This window comes from Microlunatus sp. Gsoil 973, from assembly GCF_009707365.1.
In the GTDB taxonomy this organism is placed as follows: domain Bacteria; phylum Actinomycetota; class Actinomycetes; order Propionibacteriales; family Propionibacteriaceae; genus Microlunatus.
Genome location: NZ_CP046122.1, coordinates 3,403,659 through 3,428,371 on the forward strand (window position 1 = coordinate 3,403,659; position 24,713 = coordinate 3,428,371).

At 67.6% G+C, this 24,713-nt stretch carries 21 protein-coding genes and 1 pseudogene; 12 read left to right on the forward strand and 10 right to left on the reverse strand.

Features of this window, described 5'->3' with window-relative positions; translation table 11 throughout:
- The first annotated feature begins 38 nt into the window (after positions 1 to 38).
- The 3 genes from GJV80_RS16055 (at position 39) to GJV80_RS16070 (ending at position 1,921) form a co-directional block, all read left to right on the forward strand.
- Positions 39 to 734 carry a hypothetical protein gene (locus GJV80_RS16055; RefSeq protein ID WP_154688760.1) on the forward strand — a complete coding sequence of 232 codons (696 nt, stop codon included), beginning with the start codon at positions 39 to 41 and terminating at the stop codon, positions 732 to 734.
- A gap of 210 nt (positions 735 to 944) precedes the next feature.
- Positions 945 to 1,160, forward strand: coding sequence for a DinB family protein (locus GJV80_RS24095; RefSeq protein ID WP_255455587.1), 216 nt, complete (start codon positions 945 to 947; stop codon positions 1,158 to 1,160).
- Positions 1,157 to 1,921 (forward strand): hypothetical protein, encoded by a 765-nt coding sequence (locus GJV80_RS16070; RefSeq protein WP_154688763.1) that lies wholly within the window; start codon positions 1,157 to 1,159, stop codon positions 1,919 to 1,921. The genes GJV80_RS24095 and GJV80_RS16070 overlap by 4 nt, the downstream gene beginning before the upstream one ends.
- Positions 1,922 to 1,979: 58 nt before the next feature.
- Here GJV80_RS16070 and GJV80_RS16075 read toward each other — a convergent pair whose 3' ends face one another.
- Positions 1,980 to 4,517, reverse strand: coding sequence for an RNA helicase (locus GJV80_RS16075; protein ID WP_154688764.1), 2,538 nt, complete (start codon positions 4,515 to 4,517; stop codon positions 1,980 to 1,982).
- Between the two features lie 161 nt (positions 4,518 to 4,678).
- Here GJV80_RS16075 and GJV80_RS16080 point away from each other — a divergent pair, with 161 nt between their 5' ends.
- A complete protein-coding gene (locus GJV80_RS16080; RefSeq protein ID WP_154688765.1) occupies positions 4,679 to 5,092 on the forward strand; it encodes a hypothetical protein in 414 nt (137 codons plus the stop codon).
- A 66-nt stretch (positions 5,093 to 5,158) separates the two neighbouring features.
- Here the strand turns inward: GJV80_RS16080 and GJV80_RS16085 are convergent, their stop codons facing one another.
- Positions 5,159 to 5,938 carry a response regulator transcription factor gene (locus tag GJV80_RS16085; protein ID WP_154688766.1) on the reverse strand — a complete coding sequence of 260 codons (780 nt, stop codon included), beginning with the start codon at positions 5,936 to 5,938 and terminating at the stop codon, positions 5,159 to 5,161.
- Between the two features lie 137 nt (positions 5,939 to 6,075).
- Between GJV80_RS16085 and GJV80_RS25145 the strand changes: the two are divergent.
- Together GJV80_RS25145 and GJV80_RS24100 are read left to right on the forward strand one after the other, a co-directional pair.
- A pseudogene (locus GJV80_RS25145) lies at positions 6,076 to 6,354 on the forward strand (sugar phosphate isomerase/epimerase family protein); the annotation flags it as partial.
- 25 nt (positions 6,355 to 6,379) lie between these two features.
- The gene (locus GJV80_RS24100; RefSeq protein ID WP_230207753.1) at positions 6,380 to 6,937 is read left to right on the forward strand and encodes a sugar phosphate isomerase/epimerase; all 558 of its coding nucleotides are present in this window, start codon (positions 6,380 to 6,382) and stop codon (positions 6,935 to 6,937) included.
- A gap of 4 nt (positions 6,938 to 6,941) precedes the next feature.
- Here GJV80_RS24100 and GJV80_RS16100 read toward each other — a convergent pair whose 3' ends face one another.
- Together GJV80_RS16100 and GJV80_RS16105 are read right to left on the reverse strand one after the other, a co-directional pair.
- A complete protein-coding gene (locus GJV80_RS16100; protein ID WP_154688769.1) occupies positions 6,942 to 7,880 on the reverse strand; it encodes a LysR family transcriptional regulator in 939 nt (312 codons plus the stop codon).
- A 160-nt stretch (positions 7,881 to 8,040) separates the two neighbouring features.
- A complete protein-coding gene (locus tag GJV80_RS16105; protein WP_154688770.1) occupies positions 8,041 to 9,093 on the reverse strand; it encodes an LCP family protein in 1,053 nt (350 codons plus the stop codon).
- 167 nt (positions 9,094 to 9,260) lie between these two features.
- On the opposite strand from GJV80_RS16105, the gene GJV80_RS16110 reads away from it, so the two are divergent.
- On the forward strand, positions 9,261 to 10,220 hold the full coding sequence (locus GJV80_RS16110; protein ID WP_195908967.1) for a dihydrodipicolinate synthase family protein: 960 nt from the start codon (positions 9,261 to 9,263) through the stop codon (positions 10,218 to 10,220).
- On the opposite strand, the gene GJV80_RS16115 is transcribed toward GJV80_RS16110, so the two are convergent.
- On the reverse strand, positions 10,186 to 11,664 hold the full coding sequence (locus tag GJV80_RS16115) for an MDR family MFS transporter (protein WP_195908968.1): 1,479 nt from the start codon (positions 11,662 to 11,664) through the stop codon (positions 10,186 to 10,188). The two genes, GJV80_RS16110 and GJV80_RS16115, sit on opposite strands and share 35 nt — an antisense overlap.
- Before the next feature lie 331 nt (positions 11,665 to 11,995).
- Between GJV80_RS16115 and GJV80_RS16120 the strand changes: the two genes are divergently transcribed.
- The 3 genes from GJV80_RS16120 to GJV80_RS16130 all read left to right on the forward strand — a co-directional run bounded on the left by GJV80_RS16120 (position 11,996) and on the right by GJV80_RS16130 (position 15,953).
- A complete protein-coding gene (locus GJV80_RS16120; protein ID WP_154688773.1) occupies positions 11,996 to 13,618 on the forward strand; it encodes a hypothetical protein in 1,623 nt (540 codons plus the stop codon).
- A gap of 132 nt (positions 13,619 to 13,750) precedes the next feature.
- The gene (locus tag GJV80_RS16125; RefSeq protein WP_154688774.1) at positions 13,751 to 14,848 is read left to right on the forward strand and encodes a TRM11 family methyltransferase; all 1,098 of its coding nucleotides are present in this window, start codon (positions 13,751 to 13,753) and stop codon (positions 14,846 to 14,848) included.
- A 76-nt stretch (positions 14,849 to 14,924) separates the two neighbouring features.
- A complete protein-coding gene (locus tag GJV80_RS16130) occupies positions 14,925 to 15,953 on the forward strand; it encodes a YeiH family protein (protein ID WP_154688775.1) in 1,029 nt (342 codons plus the stop codon).
- 559 nt (positions 15,954 to 16,512) lie between these two features.
- On the opposite strand, the gene GJV80_RS16135 is transcribed toward GJV80_RS16130, so the two are convergent.
- Positions 16,513 to 16,965, reverse strand: coding sequence for an HNH endonuclease (locus GJV80_RS16135; protein ID WP_154688776.1), 453 nt, complete (start codon positions 16,963 to 16,965; stop codon positions 16,513 to 16,515).
- Positions 16,966 to 17,164: 199 nt separating this feature from the next.
- Here GJV80_RS16135 and GJV80_RS16140 point away from each other — a divergent pair, with 199 nt between their 5' ends.
- Positions 17,165 to 19,669, forward strand: coding sequence for a glycosyltransferase family 2 protein (locus tag GJV80_RS16140; RefSeq protein ID WP_154688777.1), 2,505 nt, complete (start codon positions 17,165 to 17,167; stop codon positions 19,667 to 19,669).
- On the opposite strand, the gene GJV80_RS16145 is transcribed toward GJV80_RS16140, so the two are convergent.
- Complete coding sequence (locus GJV80_RS16145; protein WP_154688778.1) at positions 19,606 to 20,103, reverse strand: GtrA family protein; 498 nt, start codon at positions 20,101 to 20,103, stop codon at positions 19,606 to 19,608. The genes GJV80_RS16140 and GJV80_RS16145 overlap by 64 nt on opposite strands.
- Positions 20,104 to 20,175: 72 nt before the next feature.
- Complete coding sequence (locus GJV80_RS16150; RefSeq protein ID WP_230207754.1) at positions 20,176 to 21,537, reverse strand: M20 family metallopeptidase; 1,362 nt, start codon at positions 21,535 to 21,537, stop codon at positions 20,176 to 20,178.
- Positions 21,538 to 21,671: 134 nt separating this feature from the next.
- On the opposite strand from GJV80_RS16150, the gene GJV80_RS16155 reads away from it, so the two are divergent.
- A complete protein-coding gene (locus GJV80_RS16155; RefSeq protein ID WP_154688779.1) occupies positions 21,672 to 23,057 on the forward strand; it encodes an aspartate aminotransferase family protein in 1,386 nt (461 codons plus the stop codon).
- Positions 23,058 to 23,080: 23 nt separating this feature from the next.
- On the opposite strand, the gene GJV80_RS16160 is transcribed toward GJV80_RS16155, so the two are convergent.
- Complete coding sequence (locus GJV80_RS16160; protein ID WP_230207755.1) at positions 23,081 to 24,268, reverse strand: amidase family protein; 1,188 nt, start codon at positions 24,266 to 24,268, stop codon at positions 23,081 to 23,083.
- A gap of 72 nt (positions 24,269 to 24,340) precedes the next feature.
- Positions 24,341 to 24,709 carry a 2-oxo-4-hydroxy-4-carboxy-5-ureidoimidazoline decarboxylase gene (locus GJV80_RS16165; protein WP_154688780.1) on the reverse strand — a complete coding sequence of 123 codons (369 nt, stop codon included), beginning with the start codon at positions 24,707 to 24,709 and terminating at the stop codon, positions 24,341 to 24,343.
- Positions 24,710 to 24,713: the final 4 nt, after the last annotated feature.

The window sequence follows — 24,713 nt, forward strand, 5'->3', positions numbered from 1 at the left end:
ATTTCCCCGTGGCCGCTCCGGTGGCGGAGAATGCGGACATGGCAGAGTTCCGCATCGTCCGGCTGCAGATCCAGACCCGGCCGTTGAAGCCGGGGCGTGCGCCGTACCGGGAATACCGGCCGGAAGCGCTGCAACCGGTCGACCGGTTGGTGGTGTCGCCGCGCGGCAACCACGGCGAGTGGCAGGACGCCGACGGTGATCATTCCGCCATGGACGTCCACCATCAAGATCATCCGCAGTCCCGGGATCGTGCCGGCAAAGGTGGAATCTCGGTCATGGGCACTGGCGACTACCGGCAGCTGCGAGAACGGTACGGCACCCATCTGGTGGACGGAGTCGCCGGAGAATCGGTGTTGGTCGATGCCCCGGCCGGGCTGGCCGAGGGCAACTTCCCGAGCGACTTCTCGATCCGTACGGTTTCGGGCGAGATCGCCTTTCGGATCGGCCGGGTCGCCGACCCGTGCGTGGAGTTCTCCCGGTTCTGCCTGGGCGAGGTCCCATCACCCGCGGTCAGCGATGCCGTCCGGAAGGCGTTGATCGAACTCGACGACGGCCATCGTGGATATCCGCGCGGCTGCCGTCGGAACTGGTGTGGTCAGCCGGGAAGATGCCCTGATACTTCCTGGATTCTGAAGCCGCAGCGTTCGACAATCGGGTATGCCGAACGACCTGCTGCACGACCCCGTGCGACACAACAACTGGGCGAGCATCCGGTTGCTGGAGTTCGTCCGTGATCAACAGTTGACTGCCGGTCAGTTGGCTGCGACCGGAGTCGGGACCTTCGGGAACATTCCGCAGACCATTGATCATGTTCTGCGCAGTGATGCCGGCTATCTGGGCAGGCTCATCGGCACCGCCCAGGACTGGGTCGGACGGCCGGAGGAACTCGAGCTCGGAACTCTTCATGATCATGCCCGGCGACGGCCCGGCTGTGGGAGCAATTCCTGGCCGAGCCGTTCGACCCGGAGCGAGTGGTCATCGTCGACGACGGGACCGAGGGCGTCCGCGCCGGTGTCGTGCTTGCCCAGGCAATCAATCACGCGAATCACCATCGTGAACAGGTGTGCGCGATCCTGACCGGATTGGGCATCCAACCGCCGGACATCCAGGCCTGGGCGTACGCCTGGCACACCGCCCGGATCTGGCGGATCGGTTCGTGACGGCCGACCAGAACGCCTCGTCACCCGGGGCCGACCCGCGGGCGACCCGGTTCGCCGAACTGGTTGCGCCGGCCGTCAGTCGCACCTTCGTCTCCGGGATGCGTCCTGATGACCGGTTGCGCAGTGTCGTCCGCACCCATTGCGGTTCGGCCGTCGGGTATCTGATCGATCTGCGCAATCCGCTGGCAGCCGGTCGTCCGATCTCCCGAAATGATCTTGCCGACCTCTACCGCTACGCCGACCCCGCCGAGATCGACGCCACCATTGCGCGGTCGATCGGGCACGGCCTACTGGTCGAAACCGACGCGATGTTTCGGACCACCGCTGCGGGACGCGACTTTCTCCATGACCTCTTCCAGGTCCAGGGCGTCGTCCTGGCCGAGCGCTGGGGATCGGTGGCCCACGTCGTACGGGCTCTCAACGAGTTGCTCGGAGCGGTGCTCCGGAAGGCCGAAGAGTCTGCCGGGCCGGCCTTCACGATCCATGCCCCGCCGTACGAGCCATCCGGTGCGCCCGCCGAACTCGTCCTGCTCAATCGACTCTCCACACTGCGCTACCACCGGGCCGACGCCCATGCCTCCGCCTGGCAGGCTGCGGGAATGACGGCAGCACAGGTCGCGGCGGAACCGTGGGGCACCGCCTGGTCGGAGCGGAGGCGCCAGGTCGAACACCACACCAACGTGCTGGCCGGCCGCCCCTTCGCGGTCCTGGACGGCGACCAGCGCCTGCAGCTGCTCGCCGGTCTGGCGGCCCTGCCCTGACGAAACCGGTGTCCGATCCCGTCCCCGGGACCGGCGACACGCCGCAAATATGAGGGATTTATTGACCCCTCGGCGATGAGGGGAGGGGGCCGACGGAAGTCAGCCGGATGACCGGGACGCCCTCGACGTCGCTGGCGTCAAGATCGACGACGGCGGAGAAGCCCCAGTCGTGGTGACCCTCCGGGTCGTCGAAGATCTGCCGGGTACGCCATTCGCGGCCGGTCTGTTCCAAGATCAACAGGCCGGGTCCCCGGGCATCGGCGCCGAGCTGGATCTCGTCGTGCTCCTCGTAGTACGGCTCGATCGCATCGGCCCAGGCGTCGGCATCCCAGCCGGCTTCGGCGTCCAGCTCGCCCAACGCCTCCCAGTCGTCGCGGGCCGCGAGTTCCACCCGACGGAACAGTGCGTTGCGGACCAACACCCGGAACGCCCGGACATTCTGCGTCACCGGCGGCGGGGCAAGATCGACTTCCGGCTCGACGGTGTGCAGGCGTTCGGGATGAGCCAGCAACTCCCATTCCTCCAAGAGGCTCGAGTCGGTCTGCCGGACGACCTCGCCGAGCCACTCGATCAGATCCAGTACCTCCTGGGTCTTCGCCTCGTCGGGCACGGTCTGGCGCAACGCGCGATAGGCATCGGCGAGGTAGCGCAACACCATCCCCTCCGAGCGGGCCAACCGGTAGAAGGAGACGAACTCGGCGAAGTTCATCGCCTGCTCGGTCATCTCCCGGACCACCGACTTCGGCGCCACCGGTGAATCGGCCAGCCAGGGGTGGGTCTGCAGGTAGGTCGCGAACGCAGCCTCCAGCAGTTCCGCCAGCGGACGTGGATAGGTCACACCCTCCAACTGCTCCATTCGTTCCTCGTAATCGAGGCCGTCGGCCTTCATCTGGGCGACGGCCTCACCGCGGGCGCGGTCGCGTTGGCTCATCAGAATCGGCCGAGGGTCCTCCAGCGTCGCTTCGATCACCGAGACGACGTCCAACGGATAGGACGGCGACTGCGGATCCAACAACCCCAACGCCGCCAGCGCGAACGCGGACAACGGCTGATTGAGCGCGAAGTCCGCCTGCAGGTCGACGGTCAGCCGGGCTCGTCGCCCGAGCTCGTCCGGTTCGGCCAGTTGCTCGACGATCCCGGCCCGGCGCAGACCGCGATAGATGGCCAGCGCGCGCCGGATGTGCCGACGCTGCCTGGCCGGTGGCTCGTCGTTCTCGGTCAACAGATGCCGCATCGCGGCCATGCAGTCTCCGGGCCGGTTGATCACGTTGAGCACCATCGCGTTGCTGACCGCGAAGCTTGACTCCAGCGGTTCCGGCGGGGCTGAGACCAGCCGGTCGAACGTCGGCCTGGCGTAGCCCACCGTTCCTGGTGGTGGCTTCTTCTTCACCACCTTGCGACGCCTCTTCGGGTCGTCACCGGCCTTGGCCAACGCCTTCTCGTTGGCCACCACATGATCAGGTGCCTGGACCACGACCATGCCGACCGTGTCATAGCCGGCCCGGCCGGCACGGCCGGCGATCTGATGGAACTCGCGGGCGGTCAGCAGCCGGGGCCGGACGCCGTCGTACTTGCTCAACGAGGTGAGCAGCACCGTACGGATCGGCACGTTGATGCCGACGCCGAGCGTGTCGGTGCCGCAGATGATCTTGAGCAGTCCCGCCTGCGCCAACCGTTCGACCAGCCGTCGGTAGCGCGGCAGCATCCCGGCGTGGTGCACACCGACGCCGTTGCGGACCAGGCGGGAGAGCGTACGGCCGAAGCCCGCGGTGAAGCGGAAATTGCCGATCAGGTCGGCGATCTTGTCCTTCTCGGCGCGGGTCGCGATCCGCAGACTGACCAGCCCCTGCGCCTGTTCGACCGCCGCAGCGCGGCTGAAGTGCACCACGTAGATCGGCGCTTGATGGGTCTCCAATCGCTCGGTGATCGTCTCGTGCAATGGCGTCGTCACGTATTCATAGATCAACGGCACCGGTCGGTCCGCGGACTCGATCACCGCGGTCGGACGCTTGGTCCGCCGAGTGAGATCATCGCGGAACTTGGTCACGTCGCCGAGCGTTGCAGACATCAGGAGAAATTGAGCCTGGGGCAGCTCGATCAGCGGCACCTGCCAGGCCCACCCGCGATCCGGATCGGCATAGAAATGGAACTCGTCCATGATCACCGCGGCGATATCCGCCGCGGTTCCGTCGCGCAGTGCGATGTTGGCCAGGATCTCGGCCGTGCAGCAGATGATCGGAGCATCGGGATTCACTGCTGCATCGCCGGTCATCATGCCGACGTGCTCATGCCCGAAAATCTCCGTTGCAGCGAAGAACTTCTCGCTCACCAAGGCCTTGATCGGAGCGGTGTAGTACACCCGACCGGCACCGTCACGGCGCCCCGCGAGGGCGGCGAACTCGCAGGCCGTGGCGACCAGGCTCTTCCCCGAGCCGGTCGGCGTCGCCAAGATCACATTCGAGCCGGTCAGCAATTCGATCATGGCGTCCTGCTGTGCCGGATAGGGTGTTGTGCCCTGTTCCGTAGCCCAGGTCGTGAACGTCTGGAAAAGATCGTCCGGGTCCGTAGTTGCCGGCAGCCGATCGGTGAGAGTCATCGCAGGAGGAAATCCGTTCGGAATTCGGTCAACAATTTTCGGGGCTATATCGCAACGCCATTACCGTCCGGATTAGCCGAATGCTGAGCAAAAGTCGCGTCGCTACCAAGGGGTACAAAGGCCCCTCGGGTCACCGTGGACGCCCAGGGTAAGGAGGGCCCATGCCGGAAGTTCACGGACGCAATACAGCTGCGGAGAAGGAGTTGCGGGCATTGTGTTCGGCTCTGCATCTGGACGCACCTGTCGTTCGTCGCTTCATCGGCGACTATCTTCGCCTGCTTCAATTCCGCCTCGATCGGATCGATCGCGATCTCAGCAACGGCGACGTCCCCGCCGCTGCCGTCGGACTGCTCAGCCTAGCCACCTCCAGTTCGATGCTGGGCGCAACCGACGTAGCGGAGGCAGCCGACCAGCTCCGCCGGCAGGCCGCGGCCGGCGATCTGGCGGCCGTCGCCGAGGGCCTGAGCGCGCTGGTGCAACGAGCCCACGCCGCCGAACTGCGGCTGGTCCGGATGGAGAGCGTCGAGACCTGGGGCGCTCGACCCGGACACACCGCGCCGGGTTGCACCGCCTGATCCGTCCTGCCTGACTCAAGGTTCCGGATCTGGTCGCCGCTGCTCGTCTCCTTTGGCCAGGCAGGGTCAGGGCGCCAACCGGTAGCCGACGCCCCGAACCGTCTGGACGAATCGTGGCTTGCCGACCGGATCCCCCAGCTTGCGCCGCAAATTGGCCAGGTGCACCTCGACCGCGCGACGGTCGTTGTCGCTGATGTAGCCGCCGGTCCCGCTGTCACCGCGCAGTTCGAGCACCAGCTCGTTCTTGGTGATCACCCGTCGCCGACGTTCCAGGATGGCAAGCATCAGGTCGAACTCGCTGCGGGTCAGCTCCACCGGCTCGCCATCGAGTTCGCTGAGCCGCATCTGCGGATGCATCCGCAGGCCGTTGTGGGAGAGCCAGCCCGAGTCCTCGCCCGTCGTCCCCGTCGCCACCTCACCGTCGGCCTCGGCGTCCGCCTCGCCACCCAGCGGCCCACCCGGGACCCGGCGCATCCGGCGCAGCATCGCCTCGACCCGGGCACGCAACTCGCGCGGCCGGAACGGTTTGGTCACATAGTCGTCGGCACCGGCGTCGAGCCCCATCAGGGTGTCGATCTCGTCGGTCCGGGCGGACAACATGATCACGTAGGTCGTGCTGAACTCGCGGATCCGGCGAGCAACCTCGAAGCCGTCGATCCCCGGAAGACTGATGTCGAGGGTCGTCAAGATCGGCTGGTGTTCCCTGACGGCCTCGATCCCCTCGACGCCCGTGGTCGCCTGGAACGACTCGAAACCCGCTTCTGCCAGCACTGCAGCCAGCAGATTGCCGATGTCCGCATCATCCTCGATGATGACCGCGACCCGACGTTCATCCCCGTCTACCATTACCTCACCGTACCTGGATCTGTTCCAAACAAGTGAATCGCTGCCTGACCCCGGCAACGGACGACAATCGCTTGTCCTGTCGAGACCGTACAGGTATATCTGTCGGCCTGCATACCGACGCCACAGGAGGAACGACGATGTTCAAGATCGGCTTCAGCACGCTGGGCTGTCCGTCCTACACGGTGGCCGAGATCGCCGATCTGGCCCGGGTGAACGGCTACGACGGGGTCGAGATCCGCTTCGTCCGGGGCGTCGTCGACCTGGCCGCCCTTGAAGAATTCTCCGCCCGGCGTTTGGCTGAAACCAAGAAGATCTTCGACGACGCGGGCGTCACGGTGAATTGCATCGACACCAGCGTGCGGTTCACCTCAAATGATCCCGCCGAGCGGACGGCCCAGCGGGACCTGGCGAAAGCCAACTGTGCCATCGCCAACGGACTGGGTGCCACGTTCATCCGGGCCTTCGGCGGACCGGTCCCCTGCGGGCAGCGATCCGTTCGATCACGTCGCCAGGATCGCCGACGGTCTGGGTACGGTCGCCGAGGACACCTGGGCCGAGGGTGTACAAACCCTGCTGGAAACCCACGACGATTTCAGCACTTCCGACAAGGTCAACCTGATCCTCGACCAAAGCAGCCGTCGGCTCGGCGTGCTCTGGGACTTGCTGCACAGCTGGCGGCACGGCGAGCCCGTCGAGCAGACCCATGCCAGGCTCGGCGACCGGATCCGGCAGGTGCACGTCAAGGACTCGAGCACGGCCACAGCCGAGGGCTTCGACCTGGTGTTGACCGGGACGGGCATCGCCCCGCTGGGTGACCTGGTGGCGACGCTGCTCGCCGCGGACTTCACCGGCTACGTCGACTTCGAGTGGGAGAAGGCCTGGCATCCCGAGATCGAGGAGCCGGAGGTTGCCATTCCGCATTTCCGGCGCGCGTTCGCCGAGATCGTGGAGCAGGTCGAGAAGGAAGCGGCCTCCGGCAGCCCGGTGCCGAACGGCTGACTCGTCAGGCGGCCTTCTCGACGGAGGCCGCGATCGCCACCAGGTCCCGGCCCGGACCCTGACTCGGATACCGGCCGGTGCGCCAGATCGCCGCCAGCGGCCGGGTCAGGTCATGATCGCGGACGCGGACGGCCGACAACCGCCCCAGGGCAAGATCATCAGCCACCGACAGCCGGCTCAACACTCCCGGCGCCAGCCCGCCGCCGATGGCGGCCGTGATGGCGCTCTCGGTGCTCAGCTCCACAGCCGGTGTCGCGCGCTCCAGACCGGGCAGGGCATCGGCCAGGATCAGTTCAAGCGCGCGACGGGTGCCCGAGCCCGGCTCGCGGGCGATTAACGGTGTCCGGGCGAGTTGTTCCAGGGTGATCCCGGAGCGACGCCGGGCCCAGGGGTGTTCCGGGGAGACCACGACGACGAGTTCGTCGTAGCCGATCACCCGGTGCTTGAGATCCTTGGGCAGCTCCGGTGTCTCGATGAACCCGATGGCCGCCTTCTCGCTGCGTACGGCACTGATCACCTTCTCGCTGTTGCCGGTGATCAGCTCCACATCGGTGGGACGCTGGTTGATCCGAAGCTGAGAGCGGTGCAACTCGACCAGCCAGCCGGGCACCAGATGCGCCGATGTGGTCAGGCTGGCGGCCACCCGGAGCCGGGCCGCGCGGCGTTCGTGCAGTGCCGTGATCCCGAAATCCATCCGTTCCGCCGCTCCCAGCACATCCTTGGCCCAGCCGGCGACCAGGCGTCCCGTCTGCGTCAACTGGGAACCGGTCGGGCTGCGGCGGACCAGCTCTGCGCCGATCTGCGACTCCAGTGAGCGCATCCGCGAGGACGCCGCCTGCTGGGAATAGCCCATCTCGTGCGCGGCCGCAGACAGACTGCCGGTGCGGTCCACCGCACACAGCAGCAACATGGCAGACAGATCGGGTACGCGCCCACTCAGCACGGTCACTCCTCATGATCATTTCCAGTGCGGCGTGACCGAGCCTCCCCGGGATTGCCGCGTACAACCAGCGGTTGTGCCAGGACAAGAGTAAGCCGCATCCACTGAGATGACGCTTAGAGGAGTTTCCGTAACAGAGGAACCGACGGCCGGTCGTGACCGATCACCGGCCGGGATGGGCTTCCGCGTAACCGGCAAGATCATCGGAGCGGATCGCGTCGGCCAGCTCCCCCAGGGCCGCCTGGTCCACGACGTCGACAGCGCCGACGCCCGGAACGTCGGCGAATCCGGAGATCGGCGCCTGCAGTTGCCTGATGTCGTCCGGCGACATCCGAAGGGACAGCGCGAGCCGGCGCATCTCCGCGTTGGTGAAACCGTTGTCGACGGTGATGCTGCCGGCCAGATCACCGACGAACCGGGTGAACCGGGATGGGTTGCGGATCGCACCCGGGCTCAGGCCCTTGGCCAGCACCGCCTCTACGACCTGCCGGTTGTTGGCTGCCCGATCAAGATCGCCGTGCGGAAGAGCGAAGCGCTCCCTGACGTACCACATCGCGCGGTCACCGGAAATGGTGATCTTGCCTGCCGGGTAGCGGTAACCATGGCTGAAGAAGTCGTAGCGGTTGGTGATCGTCACGCCGCCCAGGTCGTCGGTCAGGTCGACCAGTCCGGTGAAATCCACCACGGCCGCGTGGTTGATCTTGATCTGCAGCAGGTCCTGGACCGACCGTACGGCCAGTTCTGGTCCGCCGAGCGCGTACGCGGCGTTGATCTTGTTCTTCCCCTTTCCCGGGATGGGAACATACATGTCGCGGGGGAAGGAGATCAGGTATCCGGCATGCCGATCGGCGTCGAGATGCAGCACCATGAGTGTGTCGCTGCGGCCGTGCTGCGCATTCCTCCCGTCGATGCCCATCAAGAGCAGGTTGATCGGTGCATCCGATGCGTCCTTGCCGGTGCCGTCGCCGCTGCGGTTGAACTTGCCGTCGTCGGACTCGATCGCCCCGCCGGCATCCTCTGACGGCATCAAGCGGGCATGTTTGACATGCTCGGTCGCGGCCCGCGTTGCGCTGTAGAGATACGCGCCGATCGCGCTCAGGGCCACCACCGCGAAGGCGAGACCCAGCGCGATCGACAGCACCACCTTCCGCCGACGTGGCCGTAGCGCGCGACGCGGTCGTGCCCGACGCTGGCGCAAGTCGGTTGCCACCTCCATGCTGGAGACCCCTTCCAGACATCGATGTGCTCTCGACGCTAGGAGGAGTGACGCGAGGTCGCGCAAGATAACGGTGAGATAACGGTAAGGTTCGGCGCACCGCAATATCTTTCGCGGATGGGCTCGAGGTGAGCCAGGAACAGGACACAGTCAGCGGAGGAGACACCGTGGCACAGCCGATCACCGGGGTGATCCCGCCGATCGTCACGCCGTTGACCGACGGTGGCGACGTCGACAGCGGATCACTTCGCCGACTGATCGATCACGTCCTCGCCGAAGGCGCACGCGGAGTCTTCGTGCTCGGGAGCACCGGCGAAGGGACCTCGTTCACCGCCGCCCAGCGCACCCGGGTGATCGAACTCGCCGCCGACCATCTCGACGGCCGCGGGCAACTGCTGGCGGGCGTACTGGCGCCGAGTACGGCCCAGACCGCCGAGCTGATCCCCGGGGCGGTGGCCGCCGGCGCCGATGCGGTCGTCGCCGCAGCACCGTTCTACGTCGCCACACATGCCGCCGAGGTCGACCGGCACTACCGTCGGCTGGCGGAGGTCGCCGGACCCGTTCCGTTGGTGGCGTACGACATTCCTCCGCGGGTGCACAGCAAACTCGGCGCCCAGGTGGTGATCGGACTGGCAGCCGACGGCGTGATCGCCGCGGTCAAGGACTCCAGCGGCGATCTGCCCGGCCTCCGCGGGCTGCTGACCGAGCGGGAGAACCACGGCATCACAGGATTCACGATCCTCACCGGTGCGGAGCCGACCGCCGACGTTGCCACGGCGCTCGGCGTTGACGGCATCATCCCCGGGCTGGGGAACCTGACCGTGTCACCGTTCGTGACGATCCTCGACGTGGTTAGCGGCGGCGACCTCAAGGCCGCCGCCGCTGCCCAGGCCAAGATCCTGGATCTGATGGCGGTCTTCGATGTCGGCGATCGCGGCCGGATCAGCGACAGTTCGGCCACCACGGGTGGGATCAAGTCCGCCCTGGTGATGATGGGCGTCATCGACTCCGCCGCGGTGGCCGAACCGTTGAGCAGGCTCGACGACTCCGAGACTGCCCGGATCCGCGACCTGCTGGTCGCGGCCGGACTGCTCAGCCCTCGCGGACCGGCACCGGCTCGGGCTTGACCTCGCCGTGCGCGCCGAGAGCGGGATCGGCCGGAACTGCCCGGGTCACGAACAGCGACAGGGTGAACGCGCCCACCGCAGCGACCGCCGCCGCCCCGAAGGCCAGGTGGAAGCCGCCGAGCTGCGCCTGCAGCGGGGTGGCGCCGGCCCTGACCAGCATGCCTGCCCGCAGCGACAGCAACGCGATCAGCAGGGCGGTGCCGGCCGCGCCGGCGACCTGCTGCAGGGTCATCAGCGTTGCACTCCCGTGGGAGTAGAGGTGCGGCGGCAGCGGGTTCAGCCCGTTGGTCATGGCCGGCGTCATCAGCAGACCCATACCGGCGCCGATCATGACCGCGTACTGGGCGGCCAGCAGCCAGACCGGGGAATGGGTCGTGGTGAAGATCATCGTCGACAACATGACGGCGAGCAGTCCGGTTCCGCTCAGCATCAGGCCGCGCGGACCGTACCGGTCGTAGAGCCGCCCGGTGATCGGCGACAGGATCGCCATCACCACGCCACCCGGCAGCAGGACCAGGCCGGTGGTCAGTGTGTCGAGCCCGCGGACCTGTTGCAGGTACAGCGGCAGCACCAGGATCATGCCGAACAACGAGACCATCGCCAGCAGGGTGATGACCAGGCTCTGCCGGAACGCCGTGAAGCTGAAGACGCGCAGATCCAGGAGCGGGTTGCCGGCCCGCTGCAGGCGCAACTGGCGGGTGCTGAAGATCGCCAGGAAGACGATGCCGATCAGCAGCGACGCGATCCCGGTCACCGGGACCTTGCCGGCTCCGGCCTGGCCGAACTGGTTCAGGCCGTACACGAACAGGCCGAACGCCGGGATGGTCAGCGCGACCGAGACCAGATCGATCGGGTGATTGTCCTCCTCACCGACGTTGACCAGGCGCAGCGCGCCGATGACCAGTGCGGTGAGCGCGATCGGTAGCACGATGAAGAACATGAACCGCCACGACAGGTACTGCAGGATCAGGCCGGAGATGGTCGGGCCGATGGCGGGGGCGACGGCGATCACGATGCTGACGGTGCCCATGAACGAACCCCGGCGCTGAGGCGGCACCAGGTTCAGCACGGTAGTCATCAGTAGCGGGATCATCACCGAGGTGCCTGAGGCCTGGACGATCCGGGCGAGCAGCAACACCGGGAACCCGGGCGCCAGCCCGGCCAACAGGGTGCCGGTGCTGAACAGGCCCATCGCCATGATGAAAACGGTGCGTGTGGTCAGCCGCTGCAGCACGAATCCGGTGGTCGGGATCAGCACCGCCATGGTGAGCATGAACGCGGTGGTGAGCCACTGACCGGTGCTGGCCGAGATGTCAAGATCTGCCATCAACCGCGGCAGCGCGACACTCATCACCGTCTCGTTGAAGATGACCACGAACGCTGCGATCAGCAGGATGCCGATCACCGTACGGTCGCGCGTGGACATCTTCTGGGTCGCCGGCATCGGCGCAGTGTCAGGGATTGTCACGGTTTGGTGACCTTTCCGTGCGTCGCGATCCTCAAGCTGAAGAGTTTTCACGACCATTGGTCGATCCGGTTCGCTGGATATCGACAACTGTCGCCAATGAGATTGACCAACAGCTTCTAGCCTGTCCCCCGGGCCGCTGGCCTAGAACGGTCAACGCCGACCGCAGCAATGTCAGCAACTCTAGAGCGCCGGGGTATTCCCCGACATCAGGTTTTCTCCCGATCCCGGCGGCATTCTGCTCCGGGCAGACCGGGCCGGGCGTGGACCGGCCCGCGGGCCCGTGGCACGGCCGTGATCGACTTGATCCGTGCCCGACAACTTCCAGACCACAACCATCGACGTCGCGCTTCCCGATGCCGCCTTCGTCGTACGCGATTACGCCGGCGCGCCGGAGTCGGCGACGCCTGTACCGGACGGTTTCGCTGCGGGAGCGACCCGGATCGAGCTGACCGCACGGCCGGAGGGACTGGCTGTGTCGATCGAATCGCGCGGGACACCGCTGGTGACGGTCGCGCTGCGGTGGCGCAACCCGCAACCGGACTCGGCGCTGATCCTCGGTGACGCCTGGGAGCGGTCGTACGGCGACCTGCAGTGGCGGCACAGGCAGCCGGAACGAGTGTTGCCGTGGTACTGGCTCGGTCACGATCCAGCCAGCGGCGAGACGGTCGGCATGGGCGTACGGGTCCGGCCGGCGGCCTTCTGTTCCTGGTCGGTGGACGAGGACGGAACAACCCTGTGGCTGGATGTCAGCAGCGGCGGCGTACCTGTTGAACTCGGAGATCGGCGGATCGAGGCCGCGACGATCGTGGAGGTCAAGCAGACGTCATCGGCGTACGAGTCCCAGGCCGCGCTCTGTCGGGCCATGTGCGACGACCCCTTGCTCCCCGACGGTCCGCTGGTCGGCGCCAACAACTGGTACTACGCGTACGGCGCCGACTTCGGCCCTGCGGAGGTTCTCACGGATGCCCGGACCATCGTCGAGCTGGCCGACGGGCATCCGGTCCGGCCATTCAGCGTCGTCGACGCCGGCTGGAGCGTCGGCGGCGGTGCACCGGGCGGACCCTGGACCGAAGGCATCCCCGGATTGTTCGATGACATGCCCGGATTGGCGTCCGGGATCCGGGCCGAGGGCGCCCGACCGGGCATCTGGATCCGCCCCGCGGCATTGACCACCGTCGACGATCCGACCCGGCTACGCCGCGGTCCCAGGCCGGCCAAGGAAGAGCCGCTGGATCTCAGCCGACCCGAGAACCTGGAGCAGATCGGTGCCGACATCGCCCGGCTGACTGGTTGGGGATTCGAGTTGATCAAGCACGACTTCTCCACCTTCGACCACTTCGCCCGGTGGGGGTTCCAGATGGGTCCGCGACTGACCGAGCCGGGCTGGGCGCCTGCGGACCGTTCGCTGACCAACGCCGAGATCCTGCTCGGCCTCTATCGGACCATCCGGCAGCACGCCGGCGACGCCATGATCCTGGGCTGCAACGTGGTCGGGCATCTCGCCGCCGGGCTGGTGCATGCCCAGCGCACCGGGGACGACACGTCCGGCCGTGCCTGGGAACGCACCCGGCAGATGGGCGTCAACACGCTGGCCTTCCGGCTGGCCCAGCATCGACGGTTCTTCGTCATCGACGCGGACTGCGTGCCGGTCACCGCGGCGACGCCATGGCGGCGGAACCGGGAATTCCTGGATCTGGTCGCGCGGTCCGGCACCGCACTGTTCGTGTCCGTCGACCCCGGTCAACGCACCCCGGCGATCGATGCGGATCTGAAGGCGGCTGTACGGATCGCTCTGGACGGCGGGGAGCCCGGCGGGATCGAGCCGCTCGACTGGCTGACCTCAACCAGCCCGCGGGACTGGCGGACCGGTTCGTCCGAACGCAGCTATCACTGGCTCGAGCCGTACGGCGTCGGCAGCCACTCGGACTAGCTGTGGCCGACGGCCGCGATCGGATGATCTGTGGCAGGGACGTCCCTGCCGCAGATCATCCACTCCTGCCGGCGATAGGGTGGAGGTGATGATGCAGTCCTGAGCGCGTACGACCCGGCCGCAGCGTGATCGTTGCGGCTGCTTCGGCGCGCCGGCTTCGTTCCCGTCCGTTCGGAACAAGCTCAGGGGCACATCATCACCACCCATCACGCGGCGACCCGGCTCGCCGAATTCGTCATCCCCGTCCACCACGTCGTCGACGACCTCGTGCTGACCACGATCGTCGGCGCGGCCGATCTGCTGGCCGACGACCTGCAACACGTCGGGTCCCACATACTGCGGACCGATGGTGATGCCGTTTGGTGCCGAATCGCCGGTGATCTAGGTGACCTCTGGGCCGTCCGCACGTACCGCAGCGCGGCGGTCCAACTCGGCGTCGACGCGCTCCCGGACCTTGACGCACTGCACCGCTCGATACGCAGCGGGGTCCTGGTCCCGCTGGCGTCCACGAACTCCATCGGTTTCCGGGTCGGACACCCGGATACTGCCCGGCGTCGGCAGGTGATCGACGCCGTCGAGGGCCGTACGCCCTGGACCAATCGACCGGCCGGCTGGGACGTCAACCTCACCCAACATCACGGAACGTGGTTGGCCGAGGTCGGATATCTGCACAGCTCCCGGCGGTTCGGCAGACTGGCACGCCGGCCGTGGTCGACCAACCCGGTGCTGGCCGCAGTGCTGGTGCGCATGGCAAAGATCACCGACAACCAGCAGGTGCATGATCCCTTCTGCGGCACGGCGACCCTGCTGATCGCCGCCGACGCCGCCGCTCGATCCGTACGGCTCAGCGGCTCCGACATCGACCCGCCCGGTCTGGCGATGGCCCGGCAGAACCTGCACGATCATCAGCTCGATGCCGAACTGCGGCACGCGGATGCGATCCCGTTCCCGCATCCCGACGGCAGTCTGGATCGCATCGTGTCGAATCTGCCGTTCGGCAAGCGGGTCGGCAGCCACGTCGCGAACACCCGGCTCTATCCCGCAGTCCTGCAGGAGATCGCCCGGACCCTGCGGCCGAACGGGCGGGCGGTTCTGCTCACCGAGGACAAGCGCCTGTTCGTCGACGCCGTTGCGCGGACCAGGGGCATCAAGATCATCCGCGACCGCCTGCTCGGCTACAACGGGGCGACGCCCAGCGCGTACGTCCTGACCCGGACCCGGCGACGGTGACACAAGCCCAGCTTGTGTCGCGACAAGCTTGTTGGGTCTACTCCGGCGGTCGGGTCTGACGGACCATCGAGTCAACATGACCGCCATCGCCCCTCCGTTGCCGCGCCGAACGCTGGACGTGTTGCCCGGCGTGGTGCTCTGTGGGGTGATTGCCGCCGTCGCGGTGTTGATCGGCACGATGGTGCCCGTCCTGGGCAGTGCCGTGCCGGCGATCCTTCTCGGCGTCCTCATCAGGTTGGTGCGGCGCCCTGACCACACCCTCGTGCCGGGAGTCCGCTTCGCCGGCAAGACTCTGCTCCAGGTTGCGGTTGTGCTGCTGGGGAGCCAGTTGTCCATCGGCGAGGTCGCCGGCGTCGGCCTGAGCTCCCTGCCGGTCATGCTCGGCACGCTGGCCGGCTGTCTGTTGGGCGCCTGGTTGGTCGGCCGTGCACTCGGCGTGGTCGGCGATCTGCGCACCCTGATCGGCGTCGGCACCGGCGTCTGCGGCGCCTCCGCGATCGCCGCGGTATCGCCGGTGATCGTGGCCGCCGACGCAACGATCGCGTACGCCATCTCGACCGTGTTCGTCTTCAACATCGCCGCGGTGCTGACGTTCCCGCTGGTCGGCCACCTGCTCGGGTTGAGTCAACAGGCGTTCGGCCTGTTCGCCGGTACCGCGGTCAACGACACCTCGTCGGTGATCGCGGCGGCATCGGCGTACGGCCCGGAGGCGATGCGGCACGCCGTCGTCGTCAAGTTGGTCCGGTCGTTGATGATCATCCCGATCTGCCTGGCGCTCGGCGCATGGGTGAATCGGCGCACGCCTCCGGCGTCCGACGCCGGCTCGCGCAAGCGCCGCGTTCGGATCGTACGACTGGTGCCCGGCTTCCTGGTCGGCTTCCTGGTGATGGCTGTCGCCCGTTCGGTCGGCGTGGTCCCGACACCGATCGCGTACCGGCTGGCCCCGGTGGCGGCCTACCTCATCGCCGTTGCGATGGCGGGCATCGGCCTGTCGACCGACCTGCCCGCGCTACGCCGCACCGGCCCACGACCGCTGCTGCTCGGCGGTGCGCTCTGGTTGATCGTCGGTGGGACCAGCCTCGGCATCCAGCACCTCGTCGGCTGAGCCGGTGGCGCCGGCGAGTTCGGCATAGCGTCCGGGCCCGGGCGCGCAACTCGGACTCGGTTGCCCAGCTCGATGAGCCGTCCATGATCGAGACCACCTATCTCAACCTGGCCCGGCCGAAGCCGATCGGACCGTCCCGGCGGGTTCGCGCCGGGCCTCTCCTGGGCTTCCCGCCCCAGTTGGCCGACATCGCCACCCCTGCTCGGCGGCGCACCGGCTGCATCGGGTGCGCGGACAGGCGGCCGGTACGGGATCGAGCAAGTGGTGCGCCGTCGAGCAAGCGGTGCGCCGCACGCGCCCCCTGTACGCAAGCTCAAAGTTTGACCCTCCGGCGCGTTCGGCGCCCGAAATCCCGCCACACCATCAACGTTTGACCTTCCGGGTCACCGCCGCCGACGGGGCCAACGGGCCGCCCGGCTCCGGTACGCAAGCTCAAAGTTTGACCCTCCGGCGCGTTCGGCGCCCGAAATCCCGCCACTGGGTCAACGTTTGACCTTCCGGCGGCCCCGCCGATTGGGGCGGGCGGGTGATCGCCCGAATGCCTGGGCGAGAGGCGGATTCAGCGGCGAGCGCGCAGGGCCCGCAGTTGCAGATACGTGGGAGCGTACGGCTTGACGCGGAGTTTCATGCCGGCCTCGGCCGGCGTCCGGTTGCCCTTGCGCTCGTTGCACCGAGCGCAGGCGGAGACCAGATTGGTCCAGGTCGAGCCACCGCCCCGGGATCGGGGGATGACGTGGTCGACGGTCGTCGCCTTGCCGCCGCAGTAGGCGCACACCCGATCGCGGGCGTGGATCCCGACCTTGGTACACGGAGGCGTACCGCGATGCACCCACTTCATCACCACGTACCGAACCAGGCGGAGGACCCGAGGCATCGGGTACGGACCGAACCGGGAGCCGTCGACCTCCTCCTCGACGACGGCGACCTGCCGGTACAGCATGCCGATGGCATGCCGCACGCTCACCCGCTGCAGCGGCTCGTAGCTCGCGTTCAGCACCAGCACGTCGGTCATCCGCGCCTCCTGCGCAGATAGTAGACGCCTCAACCGCAAGAACCATCGAATAAACGGGCGCCGATCCGAAGATTCGCCCCGCGAATGTCGCCCAACCGACCTTCCGGGCGACTCGGCCGGGTTCCAGGGCCAGGAGACACGCTGAGGGCTCAGGCCGCCAATGTGAATCAGTGGCCACGGTCCGGATACGGTTGTCCGCATGACAGACCGGGGAACTCTTGTGCGCATCCCCGGGCCGTCGGAGGAAGCGCAGCCGGACGAGGCGCGGGCCGAGCAGACCGAACCAGCACTCAGTCGGCGGGCAACGTTGCGGACCAGGTGGCAGACCAGCTGGCGGCCGGCGTTGCGGGCGAACTGGCTCTTCGTGGTGTTCCTCGGCATCGGCACCGTGCTGCGCGTGATCACGTGGCTGGCCTACCAGCCGGCGATGCTCTACATCGACAGCTTCCGCTATCTCATCATGTTGAGCGATCCGGCCGTCGACGGACTGGATCCGATCGGCTACACGATCGTCCTCTATCCGCTGATCTTCGTCGGCAAGTTCTTCGGCGCCGGGCTGGCCCTGACGGCCGCGGTCCAGCATCTCGTCGGGCTGGCGATCGCGGTCCTCATGTACCAGATCTGCCGGGGCCTCGGCGCTGCCCGCTGGCTCTCCGCGCTGATCACCACGCCGATCCTGATGGACGCCTACCAGCTGCAGATCGAGCAGAACATCATGGCCGAGATCTGGTCCGATGCCTTCCTGCTCGTCGCCGTCTGGTTGCTGATCGCATGGCGGCTGCGCCGGCCCGGCAGTCCCGGGAACGACGCCGACGCCGAGACAGGCTCCGGCAGGCACGCGCCCGGCGCGGGGCCGATGTGGCACCAGGCCGCCATCGCCGGAGCGCTCCTCGCGGCCAACGTGCCGATCCGGATCATCGGCATCGTCGCGGTGGTCCCCTTCGTGCTGTATCTGGTGTTCGTCGGTGCCCGCTGGCGCAACCGGCACTGGTGGCGGACCATGCTCACCCGGCTGACCGCCGGCCTGGCCGGGTTCGCGATCGTTCTCGGCGGCTACCTGGTCGTCTACCGGGTCGCGACCGGGCACTTCGGGCTGAGCGGCGCCACCGGCTCGGTGCTGTACGGCCGGGCTGCCACCATCGCCCACTGTGACGAACTTCCGCTGACCCGCTACCAACGGATGGTCTGCCCGAAGGAGCCGCTCGGACAGCGTCTCGGCGTGGACGCGTACGCGCACAATCCGATGGAACGCCCGCCCGGGTTCCCGCCGGGCAAGTCGCTGCACAGCGTGCGGTCGGAGTTCGGCAAGGTGGTGCTGCGCCATCAGCCGCTGGATCTGATTGTCGCCGTCACGCGGGACTTCCTCAAGGGTTTCGAATGGTCGAAGGTCGACCACCCCGGCGACACTCCGCTGAAGCGCTGGCAGTTCCAGATCGACTATCCGCGCTGGGAGGCCACCGACGCTGACAAGTGGACGCTCTACTTCGACGGCACGGTGCCGCACGTGATCACCCCGCTGACCACCTTCCTGCGCGGCTATCAGCTGCATCATGGCTACGTACCCGGCACGCTGCTCGGGATTGCCGGCCTGTTCGGCGTCGCGGGCGTGGTGCGCCGCCGTCGGGGCGGTGAGTCACTGCGGTCGGAGTCGCTGCTCACCGTGGGCATGGCCCTTGCGCTGCTCGGTGGCGCGGCCGGTTTCGAGTTCTCCTTCCGCTACCAGCTGCCGGGACTGGTCTTCCTGCCTCTGGCCGGCGCGATCGGATTCACAGCTTTGATTTCACGAGAAAGGGGCCCGATGGAGGCCTACCCCGACGATGTCGACGCGATGGCGGTCCGAGGATTCGAGGATCGCTACGGTGACGTCGAATTCCCCGATCTCGTTGTGGTCATTGCCGCCTACAACGAGGAACGCGGCATCGGCCGGGTGCTCGACCGGATGCCGACGACCTGCCCGACACCCGACGGCGGCAGCCTGACCATCGCCACCCTGGTGGTCGTCGACGGGTCGGTCGACAACACGGCCGAGATCGCCGACCAGCACGGGGCGTACGTCTGCGTCGCCCCGGTCAACCGCGGCCAGGGTGGTGCGCTGCGATTGGGCTACCACCTGGCCGCCGAGCACGGCGCGACCTACGTCGTCACCACCGACGCCGACGGACAGTACGAGATCGACGAGTTGCCGCAGTTGATTGAGCCGATCCTCACCGATCGAGCCGACTTCAGCACCGGTTCGCGTCGGCTCGGGACCGGGGAGTACGACAGCAACGTCCGCTGGGTCGGCGTGCGGGTCTTCGCCGCACTGGCGTCCATCCTGACCCGTACGAAGATCACCGACACCTCCTTCGGGTTCCGGGCGATGCGGGCCGAGGTGGCGCAAGGCGCGGTGCTCACCGAACCCCAGTACCAGGCCTCGGAACTGCTGCTGGGCGTGATGGCCCGCGGTGCCCGGATGGTCGAGGTGCCGTTGACCATGCGGCTACGCAACAACGGCGCGTCCAAGAAGGGCGGCAGCATCACCTACGGCGCCAACTACGCCAGGGTCATGCTGACCACCTGGGCGCGGGAATGGGTCGGCAGCAGCGAGAACCGCCGGCTGCGGAAACTGGCCAGGACCGACCGTCAGCAGTGGACCGACCGTCAGCGGTGGCGGAAGACCAGCCGGTCCAGCAACGTGAACTTGAAGAAGAACACCACGCCGTAGCTGGCGATGTTGGCGGCTTCCAGCACGATCGTCCGGCCGGCTGTGCTGAGCTGCATCGGCCGGATCACGTGGTCGGTGAGAGTCGCGACACCGATCGACAGCATGCCGCTGGCGGCAATCACCGCGATGTACGGCAACATCTCGCGGATCGGATGCGGCCGGTTCGTCCGGCCCCAGGTGATCCGGCGGCCGACGAAGTAGTTGAAGCTCGCGCCGACGAACCAGGCGATCGAACTGGCGAGGGTGGCCGAGGAGTGCGCGGCTGCCAGCAGTCCGATGTAGGTGCCGTGGGACAACACGGTCGCCACCACAGAGGTCGCCCCGGCCCGGACGAACCGGTTGATGACCCCGGGTCTGGCGACCGGTTCGGCGGTGTCCGCGGTCGCCACAGAGGCCCCGGGGGCCGGCTCGGTGGCGTCAGTAGAGGCAGACACAGTCTCAAATGTCTACCCGGTCAGATCGCCGACAAGCAAATCGCCGCGCCGGGTCACTCAGATCCGGGTCTGTCAGCCAGGTCCCAGAACAGTCCGGTCATCAGCTGCAGCGCCCTGCCGGGCCAGGCTGCCGAGCAGGTGTTCGTCGGCAGCGTGCTGGCCACAGGCCGGGTAGGAGTGCGGCACCCAGATGGTCGGCAGTCCGAGGGTGCGGGCGAACGCCGCGTTGGGCAGGGTGCCGCCGAGATTGGGCAGCCGGACCGGGGCGACACCAGCGGACCGTTGAATGGAGTCTGCGACCCAGTCGACCAGCGGATGATGCGGATCCGGCCGGGTCGCCCGGACCCGGTGCCCGACCGTCAGCCCGACATCGGTGAACCCGTTCGCGTCCAGGTGCCGGCGCAGGATCTCTTCGATGTGGTCCTCGTCGGTGCCGACCACGAACCGCAGCTGGCAGTGGGCGGTCGCGCTCGCCGGGATGGCGTTGACCGGCGCCTCCGGACTCCCGGCGGTGAACGCGAGGACCTCCAGAGTGTTCCAGGCATAGAGCCGCTCGGCGGGTGTCAGACCCGGCTCGCCCCAGTTCGGATCGACCGCCGGCCCGTCGCCGGGATCGACGGTCACCCCGTCCAAGGCCGACCGGACCGATTCCTCGATGGTCGGCGGGCGCAGTCCGTCGATCCTCAACACACCGTTCGCGTCCACCAGGCTGGCCACCGCGTTGGCGATCCGGGTTCCGGGGTTGGCGATCAACCCGCCCCAGTTGCCCGAGTGATAGCCGTTGCCGTACGGCGACAGGTGCAGCGAGAAGTTGATCACCCCGCGGGAGCCCAGGAAGACCGTCGGCAGGTCGGCGGCGACCCGGCACCCGTCGGATCCGATCAGCAGGTCGGCGCCGAGCTCGTCGGCCAGCTCCGCACAGACCTCCTCCAGCCCGGGGGATCCGGTCTCCTCACCCATGTCGAGGATGATCTTGAGGTTGAAACCGAGCCGGCCGCGGACCGCAAGTACCTGCTCCAGGGCGGCGAAGTTGATCGTGTGCTGGCCCTTGTTGTCCGCGGTACCACGCCCGTACCACCGGTCGCCGTCGACGACCATCCGGAACGGTTCGAGATCGGAACGCCACAACTCGGGATGTCCGAGGACCACGTCGCCGTGACCGTAGACGAGCACCGTCGGACCAGCCGGGTCCTCCTGCCGTTCGGCGATCAGGAACGGGCTCCAAGACTGCACCGGATTGTCCACGATGCGTGACCGGCAACCCAGGCGTTGCAGTTGCGGGATGATCTCCTGCCCGAGGTAGGCCAGCTGCAGATCGAGGCTCGACGGGTCGGCGCTCTCGGTGGGGATTCTGACCCGCCGACCAAGATCATCCGCAAACCCGCCGGTGTCGAAATAGCGGGTTGCGGCCTCGATTGCCGTCTCTCGGGTCACGGTCCTCCCTCAGCCCCTCGGGTGCGGGGTTGTCCGGCACCCTATCCGGCCCGGTTCGTCACGGCCACCCGGTGGACGGCCGGACAGCGCGGGGCGGATGATGGTTGGCGTACACCGTGCTACCCGGAGGCGACATGACCCATCAGACCCCTGAGGAGATCCGCGCACTGGCCAGGAGGAACCTGGTACCGCACTTCACCCGGGCCGAGGCCTGGCGATCACCCGAGCTTCCGGTAATCGACCACGGCGAGGGCTGCTATGTCTACGACGACAGCGGCCGACGCTATCTCGACGGGCTGTCGGGACTGTTCTGCGTCAACATCGGGCACGGCCGGACCGACATCGTTGCCGCCGCCATGAAGCAGATGGAGAAGCTGGCCTATTGGCCGAACTGGGGCGCTGCGCATCCGTCGGTGATCGAGGCCGCGGCCAAGATCGCCGAACTCACGCCCGGTGATCTTGATCGGATCTTCTTCACCAACTCCGGTTCCGAGGCCGTCGAGTCGGCGTTGAAGTTCGCCCGCCAGTATCACCGCAGCCAGGGACAGCCGGAGCGGACAGTGATCATTGCCCGGGATTTCGCCTACCACGGCGTCACGATGGGTGCCCTGGCGTTGACCGGAATCCCTTGGTACAAAGAACCGTTCGAGCCGGTGATGCCCGACGTCCGGCACTTCCCCAACACCTTCGGCGAGGTGGTCCCCGCCGGTGGCAGTGCCGCCGACCTGCCGTCGATCACCAAGCTGAGGTCGATCATCGACGAGGTCGGTGGGGACAAGGTTGCGGCGATCTTCGCCGAACCGGTGCAGAACTCCCGCGGCGCGCTGGTGCCGCCGGACGGCTACTGGCAGGAACTGCGGAAGATCTGCGACGACAACGGAATCCTGCTGGTCGCGGACGAGGTGATCTGCGGTTTCGGTCGGCTCGGCGAGTGGTTCGGCACAGGACGCTTCGGCGTCGTACCGGATGTGATCACCTTCGCCAAGGCCGCAACGTCGGGCTATGCCCCGTTGGGTGGCATGGCGATCCGGACGCCGCTCGTCGAGCGGCTGTGGGATTCACCGGACGGCGGGTCGTTCTTCCACGGCAGCACGTGGGGCGGCCATCCGGTCGCCACGGCTGCGGCGATCGCGAACATCGACGCCATGATCGAGATGAACGCTGTCGGCAACGCCCGGTCCCTGGAAGATCATTTCCGGTCCGGACTCGACGGGTTGATCGCAAGCCACCCGACGCTGTCCGAGGTCCGCGGCACCGGCTACTTCTATGCGCTGGAGTTCGTTGCGGATCGGGAGTCCGGCACCGCACTGACGACCACACAGGCACAACAACTGGTCCGCACGGTGATGCCGGCCGCGATGCGCGAATCCGGGCTGCTCACCCGGCCGGACGATCGCGGTGCGACGATGTTGATCTTGTCTCCGCCGCTGATCGCCGACGCCGCCGTACTCGACGAACTGATCGGCCACGTGGACCACGTGCTCGCCGCCGTCGACGCCCACGTCGCCGGCACCGCCTGAACCCGCGCTTCCCTTCCACCCCGCTAGGCCGAGGTCATGCGCTCGGCGAGTTCGACCAGGTCCACGTCGGTGCCGGGAGCACCGACGAAACAGATGTTGTACGGCAGCGGCCCGGTCCCCAGTCCTGGGACCGAGACCGACGGGAGGCCGCCGAGTCCCGCGAGGCAGGTCTGCCGGAGGTTGCCTGCCCGGACGCCGGTGATCCGGTCGGCATCGTCCGCTCGCGGCGGCACCGAGGCCGCTGCCGGCTGGACCAGCACGGCATCGCTGAGCAGGTCCTGGACAGTCGCCCGCGCCTCCCCGGCCACCCCACGAGCCCGCTCGACCTGTTCGGCCGCGCCATCACGACCGGCGGTGAAGCGCGCCTCGATCTCCGACTCGAGCGCACCGGGATGGGCCATGATCCACTCGCCGCGGATCTGCCAGGCCTCGTACGCCTGGATCGTCCGGAACGCGTCCAGCCAGCCGTCCAACCGGCCGGCATCGATGTCCCACTCCTCCAGCGGCACCCCGAGGTGTTCGGCGGTGCGATCCGCAACCCGGGTTGTCGTGTCGGCGATGTCCTGCTCGGCGGAGGTCTGCAGCTCGGGAATGATCAAGACCCGGTTGACCGCCAGCGAGCGCCGCCGCGGCTCGGGGATCAGCAGCCGGCCGACGGTGGACAGCAGCGCGGCCTCCCGGGTGAACCAGCCGACCGTGTCGAAACTCGGTGCCAGATCGAGCAGGCCGCTGCGATCCACGAGGTCATGAGTGGTGCGGATGCCGAAGATTGCCTGGTAGGACGCCGGCACGCGCACCGAGCCGCCGGTGTCGGTGCCCAGCGCAACATCAACCTGGCCAAGGGCGACCGCCGATGCCGAGCCGCTGGACGACCCGCCCGGTATGCGGCCGGGCGCGGCACCGTTGGGTGGCGTGCCATAATCGGCGTTCCGGCCGGCCATGCTGAAGGCGAACTGGTCGGTCCGGGTGATTCCCGTGATATCGATCCCGGCGGCCAGCAGTGTCTCGACCACGCCCGCGCTGCGCTGCACCGGTTGCTGCTCGGCCAGCCAGGCCGCTACCCCGGCACCGACCCGTTGTCCCGCGACGGCGTACAGGTCCTTCACCGCCACGGTCCGACCGTGCAGCGGCCCGGCCGGATCTCCGGGCACCAGGGGGTCGCCCAGCACACGCCAGATCGAGCGGTCGAACGGATGCTGGGACTCGGGCATGATCAGACCGTATCGTCCCTCAGGCATCCAGCCGCCGCGGAGCCGTTCATACCATGATCAATCCGGGGAGGGTCAGCCGTCCTCGGTGAAGCTCTGCTCCATGCGCAGCAGCGCGACCTCCCGCAGTTCGTCGGCGATGACCTTCAGTTCCTCGGGGTTGTCGTCGAGGCGCTTCCGCAGGTCCCTCAGCAGCTCCGACCCCGGTCGGGCGATGTCGTCGCCGACGCCGGCGCCGGAGGGTCGGGTGCCGATCCGTGCGTGATGGGACAACGCGCGCTCGACCTCCTCCCGGGTCAGCGGGTCCGCCGCGGTCCGCGCAACGTCCAGCAACTCGTCCAACGACCCGTAGGGCGCCCGTTCGACGATCGAATCGATCCACCGGGGCACATCAAGACAGGTGGACAACCGTCCACGAAGGACGGCTTCCTGCAGATTGATCATGTAG